Annotated in this window: 14 protein-coding genes and 1 pseudogene; 10 read left to right on the top strand and 5 right to left on the bottom strand. The window is 59.3% G+C overall.

Annotated elements, in window-relative coordinates; all coding sequences use genetic code 11:
• Positions 1-58: 58 nt before the first annotated feature.
• The 6 genes from GGD46_RS17550 to GGD46_RS17525 all read left to right on the top strand — a co-directional run bounded on the left by GGD46_RS17550 (position 59) and on the right by GGD46_RS17525 (position 5355).
• Positions 59-922, top strand: coding sequence for a metallophosphoesterase (locus tag GGD46_RS17550; RefSeq protein WP_184706126.1), 864 nt, complete (start codon positions 59-61; stop codon positions 920-922).
• On the top strand, positions 915-1931 hold the full coding sequence (locus GGD46_RS17545) for an ABC transporter ATP-binding protein (RefSeq protein ID WP_184706124.1): 1017 nt from the start codon (positions 915-917) through the stop codon (positions 1929-1931). The genes GGD46_RS17550 and GGD46_RS17545 overlap by 8 nt, the downstream gene beginning before the upstream one ends.
• Positions 1928-2923, top strand: coding sequence for an ABC transporter ATP-binding protein (locus GGD46_RS17540; RefSeq protein WP_184706122.1), 996 nt, complete (start codon positions 1928-1930; stop codon positions 2921-2923). Before GGD46_RS17545 ends, GGD46_RS17540 begins: the two co-directional genes overlap by 4 nt.
• Before the next feature lie 2 nt (positions 2924-2925).
• A complete protein-coding gene (locus GGD46_RS17535; protein ID WP_184706120.1) occupies positions 2926-3861 on the top strand; it encodes an ABC transporter permease in 936 nt (311 codons plus the stop codon).
• Between the two features lie 50 nt (positions 3862-3911).
• Entirely contained in the window at positions 3912-4769 is an 858-nt protein-coding gene (locus GGD46_RS17530; RefSeq protein ID WP_246806374.1) for an ABC transporter permease, read from the top strand.
• 166 nt (positions 4770-4935) lie between these two features.
• Positions 4936-5355, top strand: a complete 420-nt coding sequence (locus tag GGD46_RS17525; protein ID WP_246806361.1) for a hypothetical protein — start codon at positions 4936-4938, stop codon at positions 5353-5355.
• Positions 5356-5477: 122 nt separating this feature from the next.
• On the opposite strand, the gene GGD46_RS17520 is transcribed toward GGD46_RS17525, so the two are convergent.
• Complete coding sequence (locus GGD46_RS17520) at positions 5478-5756, bottom strand: type II toxin-antitoxin system RelE/ParE family toxin (RefSeq protein WP_184706116.1); 279 nt, start codon at positions 5754-5756, stop codon at positions 5478-5480.
• On the opposite strand from GGD46_RS17520, the gene GGD46_RS17515 reads away from it, so the two are divergent.
• Complete coding sequence (locus GGD46_RS17515) at positions 5646-6212, top strand: aldehyde dehydrogenase family protein (protein WP_246806360.1); 567 nt, start codon at positions 5646-5648, stop codon at positions 6210-6212. The genes GGD46_RS17520 and GGD46_RS17515 overlap by 111 nt on opposite strands.
• A 90-nt stretch (positions 6213-6302) precedes the next feature.
• Here GGD46_RS17515 and GGD46_RS17510 read toward each other — a convergent pair whose 3' ends face one another.
• The gene (locus tag GGD46_RS17510; RefSeq protein ID WP_184706112.1) at positions 6303-7529 is read right to left on the bottom strand and encodes an MFS transporter; all 1227 of its coding nucleotides are present in this window, start codon (positions 7527-7529) and stop codon (positions 6303-6305) included.
• 173 nt (positions 7530-7702) lie between these two features.
• Between GGD46_RS17510 and GGD46_RS34415 the strand changes: the two are divergent.
• Positions 7703-7879: pseudogene (locus tag GGD46_RS34415) on the top strand (LysR family transcriptional regulator); the annotation flags it as partial.
• Positions 7880-7927: 48 nt separating this feature from the next.
• Positions 7928-8599, top strand: coding sequence for a LysR substrate-binding domain-containing protein (locus tag GGD46_RS17505; protein WP_313206310.1), 672 nt, complete (start codon positions 7928-7930; stop codon positions 8597-8599).
• A gap of 88 nt (positions 8600-8687) precedes the next feature.
• Here the strand turns inward: GGD46_RS17505 and GGD46_RS17500 are convergent, their stop codons facing one another.
• The 3 genes from GGD46_RS17500 to GGD46_RS17490 form a co-directional block, all read right to left on the bottom strand.
• Positions 8688-9404 (bottom strand): GntR family transcriptional regulator, encoded by a 717-nt coding sequence (locus GGD46_RS17500; RefSeq protein ID WP_184706108.1) that lies wholly within the window; start codon positions 9402-9404, stop codon positions 8688-8690.
• A gap of 104 nt (positions 9405-9508) precedes the next feature.
• The gene (locus tag GGD46_RS17495; protein ID WP_184706106.1) at positions 9509-10714 is read right to left on the bottom strand and encodes an amidohydrolase; all 1206 of its coding nucleotides are present in this window, start codon (positions 10712-10714) and stop codon (positions 9509-9511) included.
• A 39-nt stretch (positions 10715-10753) separates the two neighbouring features.
• On the bottom strand, positions 10754-12121 hold the full coding sequence (locus GGD46_RS17490) for an amidohydrolase family protein (RefSeq protein ID WP_184706105.1): 1368 nt from the start codon (positions 12119-12121) through the stop codon (positions 10754-10756).
• A 159-nt stretch (positions 12122-12280) separates the two neighbouring features.
• Here GGD46_RS17490 and GGD46_RS17485 point away from each other — a divergent pair, with 159 nt between their 5' ends.
• Positions 12281-13852: an ABC transporter substrate-binding protein gene (locus GGD46_RS17485; RefSeq protein WP_184706103.1), complete on the top strand. Its 1572-nt coding sequence runs from the start codon at positions 12281-12283 to the stop codon at positions 13850-13852.
• Positions 13853-13875: the final 23 nt, after the last annotated feature.

Raw genomic sequence — 13875 nt, 5'->3', positions numbered from 1 at the left:
AGCGGGCGGGCGCATCCGCGCCCGCCCGCGGCATTCCCGACCCTGCAGGACGAATTTAGTGACCAACCCTTTCATGCGGCAGCCCCTCCCGATCGACCTGAGCCGTGGCGGCTGGAACCATTTTCGCGATGTATCGCCGGCCGATACCAAGAATGTGCGCATCTATGCCATCGGCGATATTCATGGCCATCTCGATCACCTGCTGGCCATGCAGGTGGCCATCGATGCCGATCGTGCATTGCATCCGATTGCACGTGCGGTCATCGTCTATCTCGGCGATCTGATCGATCGTGGTCCGCATTCCCGATCGGTCATCGAACGGGTCGCTGCCCAGCAAAATGAAGCCGACGAGAGGACTTGCGTCGTCTGCCTCAGCGGCAATCATGATGCCTGGCTCAACGAGTTCTTAACCGATGCGACCATTCTGCCGCTCTGGGGCCGCAAGGGCGGGCTCGAGACCCTTGCATCCTATGGCTTCTCTCCCGAGGAGGTGCTGCGCGGCATGGCCAATCCGGCGGCGGCCGAGGTCGTGCGATTGGCGCTGATCGCCCGCATGCCGCAGCAGCACAGAGATTTCATTGCCGGGCTGCCGCTATCCTATCAACTGGGCGGCTACTTCTTCGCCCATGCGGGCGTCAATCCCGACCGCAGTCTCACGGACCAGCGCAAAGAAGATCTGACATGGATCCGCGACCGGTTTTTGACTTCCACGACCGACTTCGGGAAGGTCGTAGTGCATGGTCACACGTCAGGTGCTTCCGTCGAAAGCCTCCCCAATCGCATCAATGTCGACACGGGAATCTACGCCACCGGTGTTTTGAGCTGTGTGGTGCTCGAGGGTGTCGCGCGGCATCTCATCACCATCGATCGTAACGCCTTGCGCGCGCTGCGCGAGCAGCAGATGGAACCGCAACATGGCTGACGCCGTCCCGCTTGTTGAAATTTCTAATCTATGCGTCGATTTCAGTGGCCGGCATCATGTCGCGCGTGCGCTGCACGGCGTCAGCCTGTCCGTTCGGCGTGGCGAGACGCTTGGCATTGTCGGCGAGAGTGGTTGCGGCAAGTCGATCACCTGGATGGCAAGCCTCGGTCTACTTGGCGCCAATGCCCGGGTCGAAGGTTCGGTGAAACTGGACGGCCGTGAAGTGCTCGGATTGGCCGAGCCGGAACTCAATGCGATCCGCGGCGGACGCGTGGCCATGATCTTCCAGGATCCCGCCAGTTCGCTCAATCCACTGCACCGGGTCGGCTGGCAATTGACCGAAGCCCTGGCGCTACATCGGAACATGCATGGCGGGGAAGCCCGCAAAGAGGCTGAACGCCTGCTTGACCGTGTCGGCATTGCCAATGCCTCGCGCCGGATGAGCGAATATCCGCATGAGTTTTCCGGCGGCATGAACCAACGCGTGATGATCGCCATGGCCTTGGCCGGAGATCCTCAACTTCTGGTCGCCGACGAGCCGACGACGGCGCTGGATGCGACCATTCAGGCGCAGATCCTTGACCTGCTCGATGATTTGCGGCGCGAGCGCAACATGGCGCTCGTGCTGATCTCTCATGACCTCGGCATGGTGTCGGAAATGACCGAGCGCGTCGTCGTCATGTATTGCGGCCGGGTCGTCGAGGACACGCCGACAAAAGCGTTATTCGCCAGGCCTGCTCATCCCTATACGCGCGGCCTGATCGCCGCTCTGCCTGACCTTGAAGGGCCGCGCCGCAGGCTGACTGCCATCCCAGGCACGGTGCCGCCGCCTGACCGGTTGCCAACCGGCTGCCCCTTTGGCCCTCGCTGTTCCCTCGCAACGCAAGCCTGCTCGCTTGCCGTGCCGACGCTCCGCACCGTAGGCGGCCAGATTAAGCATCGCGCCGCCTGCATGCTCATTGCACCCTCAAGCATGCCGACCCATGCCGCAACAGGAGCCTGTTTGTGAAAGGCGCGCTCAAAGTCCAAAATCTGAGCCGTAGTTTCAAGCTGCGGCAACGCGGCCTGTTGTTTTCCGCGACCAAACGGCTGAAAGCCGTAGATGGGATTTCCTTCAACGTCGCACCCGGCGAAATGCTTGGCATCGTCGGCGAGAGCGGTTGCGGCAAGTCGACGACCGCCCGGTTGCTGCTCGGACATATTCCAGCAAGCAGCGGCGAGATCCGCTTTGGTGGCGAAAGGGTCAGCGCCAGGGTAGACGCCAATTGGCGCCGCATGCGCCGGCACATGCAGATGGTCTACCAGGATCCGCTTGCAGCGCTCGACCCTCGCATTCCTGTGGGGTACCAGATCGAAGAACCGCTCATCGTCCATCGGCCGGACCTCTCAGCCGCCGACCGCAAAACGCTTGTCGCAGACGTCATGAGGCAGATCGGCCTGCTAGCCCATCATGGCAGTCGCTATCCGCATGAAATGTCCGGCGGTCAGCGCCAGCGTGTCATCATCGCACGTGCGCTCGTCCTCGACCCGGAACTGCTTGTCTTCGACGAACCCGTGTCAGCGCTCGATGTCTCGGTGCAGGCGCAGGTTCTCAACTTGCTTGAGGATATTCGAGCCCGCATCGGCTTTACCGGCGTCTTCGTCAGCCATGACCTCAAGGTAATCCGTCAGATCGCCGAGCGAGTCGCCGTGATGTATCTCGGACGCATCGTCGAGATCGGGAATGTCGAAGACATCTTCGCCAACCCGGCTCATCCCTATACCCGCGCGCTCGTTTCGGCAGTACCTGTACCCGGACGCAGCAGGCGCAGTCGCATCGTCCTGAACGGAGATCCGCCGAGTGCGGTGAACGTCCCGAGCGGCTGTCCATTCCATACCCGCTGTCCGCAGATGCGCGCCACCTGCCGATCCATCCGTCCCAATCTAGTCGAAACGGGCGGACGAGCAGTGGCGTGTCACCTGGTCAACGATCCCTCCCCCTCCGGTATCGAGGCGATTTGAGCATGGCCCAGTTCATTCTCTCCAGGTTGTTGCGGGCGCTGATGACGCTGTTCATCATCGTTACCTTTGCCTTCTTTGTGATGCGCCTGTCTGGCGATCCCCTCAGCCGGTTTTTCGATGTCGCCACGACGCCGCCCGAGGTCATCGAGGCATTCCGCCGCCAATGGGGTCTCGATCAGCCAATCTGGGTGCAATTCTATAAATATCTGGGCGCCGTACTGCACGGCGATCTCGGAAATTCGATGCGAGAGAACCGGCCAGCGCTTGATGTCGTACTCGACCGGCTTCCGGCAACGCTTGCCATCATGGCACCGACGCTGGTGCTGAAGACAGCGCTTGGCCTTCTTGCCGGGATTACCGCTGCACTCCATCGCAACTCTGTGTTCGATCGCCTGATCATGTCGATCTCGGTGCTAGGCTTTACCGTGCCGACCTTCGTCCTTGCCCTCGTATTGGCGCTGATCTTTGCGGTACAATTGCGTTGGCTGCCATCGGGGGGCTATGCGACCCCGCTGCACATGGTATTGCCCATCGTGACGCTATCCATCGCCGGGGCAGCGGTCATTGCGCGTTACGCCCGCTCGGCCATGGTCGAGGTGCTCGGACAACCTTTCGTAAGGACCGCCCGTGCCAAGGGCGTACCATGGGGGAAGATCGTCACTCGCCATGTCCTGCCGAATGCGGCCGTGCCCATCGTCACCATCTTCGGGTTTATGCTTGGCTCGATGGTTGGCGGCGCCGTCGTGGTCGAAAGCGTGTTCTCATGGCCCGGGATTGGTCGCCTGCTGATCTCATCGGTCACCTCTCGCGACCTTGCCGTGGTTCAGGTGATCCTCCTGCTGATTGGCGCGATGATGGTCATATCCAATTTTACGGTCGATCTTCTCTACGGCGTCATCGACCCGCGTATGCGCACCCCGCACCAGGTCGAAACTTAGGAGCATTGCCGATGACTGCAGAAGCCGAAAACGCAGCTGCCCCAGGCGGCATGGTGCAGCGAAAAAGCGGCCTCGATGTCTTTTTTTCGACCTGGCCGCCGCTGGTGTTGATCGCCATCTTCTGGCTCGCGCTGGTGCTCTTCGTCGCGCTATTCGCCTATTGGTTGACGCCCTATGATTTCATGGCCACCAACGTCCTTGCGCGCCTTCGCCCGCCTGCCCTTTTTGGCGGCACGTTCGAGCACCTGCTCGGTACGGACCAACTGGGACGTGACGTCTTCTCCCGCGTCATAGCCTCGATCCGAATATCGATCATCATCGCGGTGGCAGCCACCATTATCACCACTATTATCGGCGTGACGCTCGGATTTCTCGCTGCCTATTTTCGCGGCTGGGTCGATCAGGTGATCCTGATGCTGGTCGATGCCCAGCTAGCCATGCCTTTCATGATCATCGCCATTGCTGTATTGGCGTTTTTTGGCAATTCACTTGTTATCTTCGTGCTGCTGCTCGGCCTCAACGGCTGGGAGGTCATCACCCGCATTGCGCGCAGCCTTGCCATATCGGCCAACGCGCGAGGCTATGCCGTGGCAGCGCGCGACATCGGCGCATCGCCGGTTCGCATCTATCTCAGGCATATTCTTCCCAATATCGCGACAACCATCATCGTCGCCATGACGCTCAATATTCCCGGTGTCATCCTGCTCGAATCGAGCCTCTCCTTCCTCGGGATCGGCCTTCAGCCGCCGCAAACGAGCCTCGGCAACATGGTCGGCTATGGTCGCGACTACATTCAGTCGGCCCCATGGATCATGTTGACGCCGGCAGTCATCATAGTGCTCACCACATTGTCGGTATCGATTGTCGGAGACTGGCTGCGCGACAGGCTGGACCCCACCCTAGGGTGACTGGCACGATCTGACGCCTTCGACCAAGCTCTCAATGTCCAGGTATGAATTCGGGAACCGCGAGTGACAAAGCACGAAGCCACTCAAAATGAGCCTCTGCGATTGAAGCAAAAGATGCGATGCTTGCGAGAAACTAAGACCCTCAGCGATTCCCTCAAGGATTAAAATGCGCCGCCTTCTCCTTTCCAGCGTCCTCAGCATCCTCATGGCCACAGCCGCTTTCGCCCAGCAGGCGGACCACTATACGGCGATGAGCAATACCGCCATCAGTGTTACCGGCGATGTCTGGATGGATGATTTCAGCATCAAGTTCGAAAACGGCGAGACGCTGGAATTCTCCGACCTTGTCGCGGATCATTTCAATGTGGATGGCCGCTCTGTGCCGGCATCCGTATATCGCGTCAAGGAACCTGCTGATCCTGAACTTCAGAACGACAACCAGCTCTGCGGTTCCGGCGATGTCACCTTTGTCGCAACATGGGCCGAAGGTGAGGGAACGACCGCAATTGCCGTCTTCACGAGCGAGCGAGCTCCCAAGAGCAACGGGCAGATGTGCGCGCAATATTCGTATGAGGATCCGAAATAGCGCGAGCGCGGATCAGGTCGATCGAGCGATCGATTTCGATCTAACCACCGTATCGACCAGCATTCAAAGTTATTAGGCAGCCTGGATTGCTAAACGGCTCTGATCGTCAGTGGCTATCTGATTCATGTATTGTCCGGGCAAATATCCCGCTCGCCGTGAAGCACGCGCCGGACATCGATATGGTCCGGTTGATCACGGTAGAAAGCGATATAGGGATATCGCTGTAGGGAAATACTGCGCAGTTCAGGTAGTCCCAAATCATATCCAAATCGCAGTGAGCCTGCCTGTGGATGCCTTGCGATGAGATCGTAGGCGACCTTGAGAGCGTCAATGAAGCCGGGAGCAAGTTCAACGCCGGGCTCCTGCAGATAGTGATCGAGGCCTTCATTCACCCTGCGCATCTGGACAAGGTCGCTGAATATGTCGAGCAAGGCAAGGCTGACGAAGCGCAGCTACTGGTTGGCGGCAGCAAGTTCTCCGACGCCGGAGCCTTGTACCCTCCGACGATTTTCACAGACGTCATCCCGCAAACGGCCATTGCCTGGGACGAGATCTTTGGCCCGGTATTGACCACTTTTCTCTTCAGGACCGCAGAGGAGGCCATTCGCAACGCGAATGACGCGCCTTACGGTCGTTCCGGCTATGTCTGGTCGATGAACCTGTCGACTGTGTTCCAGGCTATCCGTCGTATCAAAGCAGGTCGAAGCTGGATCAACGGCATGGGTGGCGGCGCTCCGCAGCTGGCAATCGGCGGCCATAGACGGAGCGGTGTCGGCCGCGAGCTCGGCAAGCACGGCTTCAGCGAATATTCAGAGCTGAAAAGCACTCACGCTTCGCTCTCGGCTCTGCCGGTATAGCGCCCCGGATCAGACGGACTACGGCAAGGCCACACGCAGGTTTCCGTGTCCGGCCTTGCCGCGTCGAAACTCATTCAGTCATTGCTGTGGTCAGTTTGAGCAAGCATCCCGTGCCAGGACCTTGTTGACCCCGAGAACCACCACGCCGAAAGACACGGCCAGCATCGCAATGATAACCCACGGGAAGGATGTCGGGCCTATTCCATCGAGCAATATTCCGCCCGCAGCCCCGGCGGCGGCAACGGCGCAATTCCAGACCGTCGTATTCATCGACAAGGCAACATCCACAGTGTTGCCGGCAAATCGCGCCAATATGGTTTGCGTCAACGTCGCAAAGCCGCCGAACGCCAGCCCCCATGCGAAAACGGCGGGATAAATTATCGCCGGCATTGCGCTGCAAATGCCGAGCAGCAATGCAGCAAAAGCGAAGATGACGACGCTTGCAGCGATGAGAGGACGCAGCCAACGATCGACAGTTACGCCGACGAACCACAGGCTCACAAAAGAACCCAGTCCGAAGATGAGGAGAGCCGTACCCGCATCTCTCGACGGAGCAACCGACCCGAGAAATGGCTCGATGTAGACATAGAGAATGCTATGCGCCGCCACGAAGGTGAAGACGACGAGGAGCGCCGGTCCAATTCCGGCCGTCAAGACTATGGTGACAAGGGACGGACGTTCACCCTTCTTCTGGCCCGGGAAATCGGGCAGGACGGCGAGGCCGCAGACGATCAGAAGAACGGCGGTTGCCGACATGATGCCGAAAGCACCTTGCCAACCGATGATCCGACCAAGAAGGGTGCTGGCGGGCACTCCGAGCACGAGGGCGACCGCAGCCCCGGCGCCGGATATCGCGATTGCCCGCCCGCCTAGATGCGTCGGCGTCATGCGGACGGCATATCCGGCGAGCAATGACCAAACCACACCGCCGAATACACCCGCAGCGAAACGCGCCATCAATGAAATCACATAGTTCGTTGACAGCGCGGTGATCAGATTGACGACGGCGAACCCGGCAATTGCGGCAAGCATCAATGGCCTGCGGCGCACACCTTGGGTCAGGGCCGTTACCGGAATGGCTGCGATCAATGCACCGCAAGCAAAAGCGGTGATGAACTGACCAGTCAGGCTCTCGGAGATGCTCAGGCCCTTTGCCATCGACGACAACAGTCCGGCCGGCATGATTTCCGTCATGAGCGTCATGAAAGCCGCACCTGCAAGGGTGAGCAATCCCGCGAGCGGCAGCTTGTCCGTTTGGCAGGAGCTGCCGGCAGGTGGGTCATCAGTGCGAATGGCCGGAGCCTGACTTCTCGTCATTTGAGTGTTCCTTTAATAGATCTGCGGGACAGCGCCAGCCGTTGGGACAGTCATCACATAGCGATGCTCAGCCGAGCGCCTGTTTCGACGGCAAAGGGTAAAGGGTCGCTTTTGAATGAAAAATATGCTTCAATTCATTTCACTTATGAATATTTGTCGCTTATGGAGTTGGTATGGATCGTCTTGGCTCCCTGGCCGCATTCACGGAGGCTGCCGATTCCGGAAGCTTTACCGAGGCCGGCCGCCGACTTGGCATTTCGGCGTCGGCCGTAAGCAAGGCCGTCCTGCGCTTGGAAGAACGCTTACAGACGAAGCTCTTCCACCGATCGACACGCAGCGTCACGCTCACGCCTGAGGGCCGTCTGTTTCTCGAACGCTGCCGGCGCATTGCGGCCGAGATGGAGGCTGCCGAACTGGACCTTGCTCAAATCCACGAGGCTCCACGCGGCAAGCTTAAATTCAGTCTTCCATCGGCGGGAATGCCGTTCATGTCGATGCTGGCAGAATTTCAGAAACGCTATACGGAAATCGAGCTCGACATCGATTGCTCTGATCGGCTGGTCGATGTGATCGATGAGGGTTTTGACGTGGTGCTGCGTACCGGTCGTGCGACCGATTCGCGACTGATGTCGCGGGTTGTAGGCGCCTATCGTCAGATCGTCGTCGCGGCACCCGATTATCTCAATCAAAGCACCGTTCCAGAAACCCCCGAGGATCTGAAACAGCATGCCTGCATAATGTACCGGCAAATCGCGACGGGTAAGCTTCTTCGATGGCTCTTCCGTGATGGCGACGCCGCAATTGATATCGAGCTACCTGCTGCAACGATTACCAATTCACTTGAGCCGCAGCTCGTCTTTGCAAGGCAGGGAGCCGGGCTGGCCTTTCTGCCCGACTTCGCGGTTGAGGACGACATCGCGCGCGGTACGCTGGTGAAAGTGCTTGATCGATATGTCGGAGACGCGACAACACTGCGCCTCCTATGGCCATCGAACCGACATCTGGCACCCAAGGCCCGTGTATTCCTGGATTTCGTGGGCGAACAGCTGTCTCTCAAATTGCGCGCGTAGGGAGCGACAAAGCGCTCCGCCCACGCCATCTCTCATTTCTACTCCTCGAGAGCAGGATGTGCGGTACTCGCGAGTTGTGAGCAGGCTGCTACAGCCCCTCCTCACGCGCGTAAGCGCTCAACAGGTCCGGAAAGTCCTTCTCCGGCGTCGCCTTCAACAAGGCACGGGTGGTGATGGCCTCGATGTGATCCGTCATTAAGGTTCGTACCTTCTCGCGATCGGCGCTGGCGAGTGCTGCGATCAGCTCCCTATGCTCCGAGACGGCACAATCGGGGGAATGCGGGCGGCCGTAGAGCGAAAGAATAAGCGACGAGCGCGAAACGAGCTCGGTGACATAGCGCGACAGCACATCGTTCTCGGTCAATGTGGCGAGTAGCACGTGGAATTCGCCGGAAAGCTGGATCGAGGTGGAGGCGTTGTTGGCCCTTGCATTATCTTCCGCATCGACATGCGCTTCCAACTGGCGGATCTGCTGCGATGTCAGTTTGCCAACCAGCGTTTCCACCACCATCGCTTCCAGGACGCTGCGCACCGCCAGGATGTTGCGCCCGTCCTCGAGGCTCGGTTGAGCAACGCAGGCGCCCTTGTGCGGGCGCTGTTCGATCAAGCCTTCGCCATTGAGCCGGGCAAGCGCCTGCCGAACGATCGTCCGGCTGACGCCGAGGCGATCGCCGATCGAATCCTCCGGCAGCTTCGTTCCTGCCGCCAGCGCCTGGTCGAGGATAGCACGCTTCAAAGTGCGGTAGACGGCATCCGACTTGGAGACCGCCGATTTCTGTTTCTTGTCATTGGAATTGTGCGCCATGATCATCCTGAACTGAAATATCCGAGAAGGCCAACGAGGAAGAACGTCTCAAATCGGACAGCGGGCAGGAACCATTCTTGCCATGTCCGAAGCCTTTGGTGTGTTTAACGAGTCAGATCCTGCACATGCGAAAGCTGATCGCTCGGCACACCATCGCGCACCACGATGCGACCGCGGCGGATGACCGTTCGCCGCTGAGGCGTCAGCGCGACCGCCTCAGCCAAGGTGCGGGCCGGCACGAGGACGACGTCGCCATAGCATCCGCTCGAAAGACCGTAGTCGGCAAGAGCGATACCTTCCGCCCCTCTGAGAGTGCAGATACGCGCCACCTCAGCCAGATCGGTGTCGTTGGTCATGCCATTGCGCTGTGCCAAATATTTAGCTCGCTCCAGCATGTCGCCATTGCCCCATGGTTCCCACGTGCCTTGGATGCCGTCTGATCCTGAGGCCAGCACAATTCCGGCCCGGCGCATCGCCCGCAGCGGCAGCGCCGGCGCAGATGGGCTGCCGACCGTCATGATGGCGACGCCTTCGGCAGCGAGCAGATCGATGAGTGCCTGCTGCCTTCCCGCGTCCAGCATGCCGAGACAGTAAGCGTGGCTGACCATGACCTTGCCCCGCATCGAAAGGGCACGTGTCCGCTCAATGATCAGTTCGAGACAGAAGGCGCCAAGGTCGCCCGGCTCGTGCAGATGGATATCGACCGGCTTGCCATGGCGCTCCGCGAGCGCAAAGATTGCATCCAGATGGCGTATCGGATCGCGGTCTATGCTCGCCGGATCGATGCCGCCGACAATGTCGGCGCCTGCTTTCAGCGCCGCGTCCATCAGATCAAGCGTCCCATCCCGCACCAGCATGCCACTCTGCGGAAAGGCGACGATCTGCACATCGACCAGATCTTCGAAGGCATTTCGCGTCTCGACGACGCCTTCTATGTTGGAAATGCCGATTTCCGTGTCGACATCGACATGACTGCGGATATGCAGCACACCAAAGGCCAGCGTTTGCAGGATCTGCTGGGCGGCTTGCCGGCGTGCGTCGATGCCAAGTTCTTGTTTCGCCCGCCGGTCGGCGATTATTCGCTGGTTTCTTGTCGGGCCAACGCGGTTCTCGAACCAATCCATACCGATCAGATTCTTGTCGAGATGCGTATGCGCCTCGACCAGTCCGGGCAAGGCGATGCAGCCGCTACCATCGATCTCGGCCACCGCTCTATCCGGTCGACTGTCGGCAAAGCGGCCATTCACGATGTAGAGATCCATCCTCTCGCCACCGAATGGGCTGACGTTGCGAATGAGAAGCTCGTTCATTGCATAGTCTCCAATCAATCCTCGGGTTGAGCTACGCCCTCATGCGAGCGCCATACGTTCCGTCATCTGATGAAAGGCGCGCTCGGCACGTGCCAGGATCGCATTTTCGTCGTGCCGGACCAGACGCCTTGAGCGCATGAGGACCTGACCGCCGACGATCGTCGTATCGACATCGGCGCCATTGGCAAAGCGGGCAAGCCGCTGGACCGGGTTGGCCGGTGGAAAGAGATGTGGCTGCCTCATGTTGACGAGGATGATGTCGGCACGCTTGCCGACATCAAGCGACCCGATCTCCTCATCCATCGAGAGTGCACGCGCGCCCTCGATAGTCGCCATCTCCAGAAGCTGCATGGGTGGCAGAACCCCGTCATCCTTGAAGTGCCGAGCATGATAGCGATGCGCCTGGAACATATTGCGGAACATATCGAAGGGCCGGTCAGGTGCGGCGGCGTCCGTGCCAAGCGAAACCGTCACGCCGGCCTCCATCAGCTCCGGCGCCGGGCAACGACCGAACACCGACATCAGGGCGCTTGGATTATGTGCGACTTTGGCGCCGGTCCTCGTCAACACGGCAAAATCCTCCGCGGTGAGTTCAATACAATGCGCAAGCAGCGAGCGATGATCAAAAAGATCGAGCTGCACTGCGTTGGCGGCAATCGAACCTTCGCGATGACCATCCTGGATCAGTAGCACGCCCTTCTCGCGCGCAAGATCGCGGGCCTGCCGTGACAAATTACATACGATCTCATTCTCCAATTCGTTCGCGTCGAACACAGGAAGCGACACCGCAATCCGCAGGCAATCGTTGCGGCCAGCCCAGGCGTCGATGAGTTCGGCGCATACGGACAATTGCCGCATCGGATCCACGACGACATTTGTATACGATCTGTGTGTATGATTGCGGTATAGGTGAGAGCCATTTGGCCGGTTTGGCCCCACGGCAAGCACTTCGCGCACCCCCATATCGGCGATCGCTTCGAGATGAGCGTGAGCGGCGTCCGCAGTTTCGGTTCGCATGATATCGGGACCGCCGCCGAACAACAGGGCTGCGGTCGTCGTGCCGCATCTGATGCGCTCAAATGCCGAAAGCGCCGCCTCTGCCGCCCAGAATTCGATATCGGTAGCTTCCGCATAAATTCGGCCGGTAATCTCCATCCATTGGTCGGAATCCTCGCCTAAGCCCTTGGTTAGCATATGTCCGGCATGCGCATGCGTGTCGACGAAGCCGGGCATCACCACCATGCCCGCCGCATCAATTCGTTCAGCGGTCGCGGCTGCTTCCGACCGGGGGTCGCCGACAGAGACGATACGGCCGTCCTCGATCAGGACATCCCCCTTTTCAAGAACGCGGCGCTCCGCATCCATGGTGACAACAACGCCATTTGTGATCAGAAGCGATTTCGTCATCCGGCCCTCCTCCTTCGACATGATTGCGAGTCTTCCACGACATTTCGTGAAATCAGATCCCCGCATCTTGAAACTGTGCACATCATATGTATACTAAATATTGGGAACAATCGTATACGCAAAATCTATTACAATGTATACGTGAAATGGGAGACTAGCGTGAACAATTATCTGAAGACCCTGTTGGCGGGGCTCGCCATCATCGTGCCGCTGACGACGCCAGTGCTTGCAAAGACGCTGCGCTGGTCCTCGGCTGGCGACGTCATCTCGTATGACCCGAACGCTCAGGTCGACAGCTTCACCCAAAGCGTCCATCACATGGTGTTCGATCCGCTGGTGCGCAGAAACAAGAACCTGCAACTCGAGCCGGCGCTCGCCACCTCATGGGAGGTCATCGAGCCGACGCGCTGGCGCTTCAAGCTCAGGCAGGGCGTAAAATTCCATGAAGGCCAGCCCTTCAATGCCGACGATGTCGTCGCAACCATCCTGCGCGAAATCGACCCCGGCGCGCGCAACCGCGAGAACCTGCCTGCGGTGATCGGCGCTGAAAAGGTCGACGACTATACCGTCGACATCATTTTGCGCGGCCCCTACCCTCTGCTGCTCAACGACCTTGCCGCCGTCTACATCATGAGCAAGCCGTGGATGCAGCAGCACGACGCTCTGAAGCCCGGCAACGCCTCGACCGGCGTTGTCACCTACGCCAGCAATCACGCCAACGGTACCGGTCCGTTCAAGCTCGTCAGCTACGAGCCGGATTCAAAATCGGTTTTCGCGGTCAATGAAAGCTGGTGGGACAAGCCCCAACACAATCTGACTGGCGTGGAATATCGCCCGATCGCGTCAAATGCCACGCGTGTGGCAGCACTCCTGTCCGGGGAGCTGGATATGATCGCCCCGATCCCGCTACAGGACATCGACCGCGTCAGCAGCACGTCCGGCCTGAAGGTGGTCGAGAACCCGTCGCTGCGCGAAATCTTCCTTGGCCTCAACTTCCGGCCTGAGCTCCATGCCATGCCGGGCAAGCCCAATCCGCTCCTGAACGTCAAGGTGCGCCAGGCGCTTTGGCATGCCATCGACCTGAACACGATCCAGAAGCGACTGATGCGTGGCAAGTCGCGCATCTCTGGCATGCTGGTCGCGCCAGAGGTCACGGGCTACGACAAGTCCATCGACGTTCCGCTCACCTTCGATGTGGCGCAGGCAAAATCGCTGATGACGGAAGCCGGATTTCCGGATGGGTTCAAGATCGGCCTGAATTGCTCGAACGATCGCTATATCGCAGATGAGCAGATCTGCCTGGCGATCGCGTCCATGTGGGCCAAGATTGGCGTCAAGGCCGAGGTCGCCGTCGAAAGCAAGACCACCTACTTCCCGCGCATGGACAAGGGTGATCTGGATGTCTACATACTCGGCTGGGCCTCGCTGCCGCCGATGGACGGCTATAGCGTCCTGCAGTCCCTGCTTGCCACCAATGATGGCACCTATGGCGGCAGCAATCCGAACGGTCTTTCTGACCCCAAGATCGATGCATTGGCACGCTCAGCTTCGACCGAACTCAATGAAGGCAAGCGCGTCGACATGTTGAAGGAAGCATTCAAGATCGCCCACGATCAGGCGCTCTATCTGCCGCTTCATCAGCAGCCGGTCGCCTGGGCCATGAGCGACAAGGTCGATATTCCTCAGTTCGCTGACGAATATGTCCGTCCCTGGTTCGCACAGATGAAGTGAACCGATAGCTCCGTTGCGTCATG

The sequence above is a fragment of the Martinezella lusitana genome (assembly GCF_014207095.1).
GTDB classification, from domain to species: Bacteria; Pseudomonadota; Alphaproteobacteria; order Rhizobiales; family Rhizobiaceae; genus Rhizobium; species Rhizobium lusitanum_B.
The sequence above is the reverse complement of the archived record's forward strand: the minus strand, read 5'-3'. Positions and strand labels throughout refer to the sequence as shown.

Excerpts from the sequence above, each read along its gene's own strand:
- GGD46_RS17520 (WP_184706116.1), bottom strand. The coding sequence starts at position 5,756 with ATGCGCAGGGTGAATGAAGGCCTCGATCACTATCTGCAGGAGCCCGGC.
- GGD46_RS17530 (WP_246806374.1), top strand. The coding sequence starts at position 3,912 with ATGGTGCAGCGAAAAAGCGGCCTCGATGTCTTTTTTTCGACCTGGCCG.
- GGD46_RS17545 (WP_184706124.1), top strand. The coding sequence starts at position 915 with ATGGCTGACGCCGTCCCGCTTGTTGAAATTTCTAATCTATGCGTCGAT.
- GGD46_RS17500 (WP_184706108.1), bottom strand. The coding sequence starts at position 9,404 with ATGGCGCACAATTCCAATGACAAGAAACAGAAATCGGCGGTCTCCAAG.
- GGD46_RS17495 (WP_184706106.1), bottom strand. The coding sequence starts at position 10,714 with ATGAACGAGCTTCTCATTCGCAACGTCAGCCCATTCGGTGGCGAGAGG.
- GGD46_RS17515 (WP_246806360.1), top strand. The coding sequence starts at position 5,646 with ATGCCTTGCGATGAGATCGTAGGCGACCTTGAGAGCGTCAATGAAGCC.
- GGD46_RS17535 (WP_184706120.1), top strand. The coding sequence starts at position 2,926 with ATGGCCCAGTTCATTCTCTCCAGGTTGTTGCGGGCGCTGATGACGCTG.
- GGD46_RS17505 (WP_313206310.1), top strand. The coding sequence starts at position 7,928 with ATGGAGGCTGCCGAACTGGACCTTGCTCAAATCCACGAGGCTCCACGC.
- GGD46_RS17510 (WP_184706112.1), bottom strand. The coding sequence starts at position 7,529 with ATGACGAGAAGTCAGGCTCCGGCCATTCGCACTGATGACCCACCTGCC.
- GGD46_RS17525 (WP_246806361.1), top strand. The coding sequence starts at position 4,936 with ATGCGCCGCCTTCTCCTTTCCAGCGTCCTCAGCATCCTCATGGCCACA.
- GGD46_RS17490 (WP_184706105.1), bottom strand. The coding sequence starts at position 12,121 with ATGACGAAATCGCTTCTGATCACAAATGGCGTTGTTGTCACCATGGAT.